The organism is Endozoicomonas sp. SESOKO4, assembly GCF_024606275.1.
The window spans coordinates 1-1,284 of the sequence record NZ_JAHHPS010000229.1 but is presented as its reverse complement, the minus strand read 5'-3'; the positions used below and the strand labels follow the sequence as shown (position 1 = coordinate 1,284).

The window sequence follows — 1,284 nt, the reverse complement described above, 5'->3', positions numbered from 1 at the left end:
GGGCCGCGCTATCCAGCTGTGCCAAGGGAGCATAGAAAAGCCAGCACGTAGATCGTTGCGGCTGGCTCGCTTTGCATTCTAACGAATGGATGGTGTTTTTCCAACAATTAAAGTCATTCTGCAAACTGACTGGAGATAAATCCCTGTCGTTGAAATCAGTCAGCTGCTTTTTTCATTCAGATGGGTCCGGTGTCTCAGGGCTGATTCAAGTGTACTCTCGAAAGCAAGCAGTTTATCTGCCACTCTGGCACTGTCTACTCTCAGCTCACCTGCAAGGTAAGCTTTTCTCAGAGCCAGTAACCGTGCCTCATTGTGACAACTGCGTGTACTGCTTTGAGTCTCGGTTTCATTCTTTCGGCTGTCGTCCATGATTCCTCCTGATTGCCAAGCACCTGATAGTCTCACAAGATATTTTCAGCTTCCAGTGCCAATACGTGGCTTTTTTACTAATCAGGTTTCATGCCAGATTCATTTACTTATGCATCGTCAGATACTTACCAGAATCAAGCCGGAAACGATTAATCCAGTGCCCCACCATTTTTGTGACGAAGCTCTCTCTCCAAGCAGAAAAACCCCCATCAAAACGCCCACTGGAATGCTGGTCTGGCGCAGAGCCACAATCAGGCTGACATTATCAGCAAACGCCATGGCGGCGAGCACGATGCTGTAGGTGGAGAACATCGCCACACCTGTAAAAAACAGAGCACCACGATGGCATGCAAACAACTGTACTATTTCAATTCGCTGCTTATGAAAGGGAAACGTGAAAAGCACCAGCCATAGGCAGGTTGTGACGGCCTGAAGAATCAGATAGAGCAGAGCACTTTTAAAGGCCACTCCTTCAACGGGCCACAGCGCTCTCATTAACATGAGAGCATGACTGTCGACCACAGAATATCCCGTGATACCCAGGGCAGCCATCACTGCAAAGGCCGTTGCAGAGTTGAGGTAGTGAGACCACCTGATATCTCTCCAGTGCCAGAGTGGCAGGATGATACAGCCTGAAACAATGAGGCTGAAAGCCAGCCATTTTCCCGGTGAGAGCTCTGTTCCCCAACCTAATAAACCGATGACAGGTGGAACCAGAAGAACAGGAAGAGCGCGCGAGACCGGATACATCAGCGACATATCGCCAAAACGGTAAGATTGACCCAGTCCCAGATAGTAGATGGCCTGAAACAGGCCACTCAGAATTAACAGGTACCAAATTTCCCGGGAGATTTCTCCCAACCAGTCGATATAAAAAAGCAACAGAGGCACAAAAGCCAGCATCCCGAGCATTAC

The 1,284-nt window shown here is 48.9% G+C and carries 2 protein-coding genes; both read right to left on the bottom strand.

The annotated features are described in order from the left end of the window. Nucleotides 1–159: 159 nt before the first annotated feature. On the bottom strand, nt 160–369 hold the full coding sequence (locus tag KDK16_RS04315) for a hypothetical protein (protein WP_257274832.1): 210 nt from the start codon (nt 367–369) through the stop codon (nt 160–162). 117 nt (nt 370–486) lie between these two features. After that, nucleotides 487–1,284, bottom strand: a 798-nt coding sequence (locus KDK16_RS04310) for a drug/metabolite transporter (RefSeq protein WP_257274831.1), incomplete at its 5' end; no start/stop codon positions are given.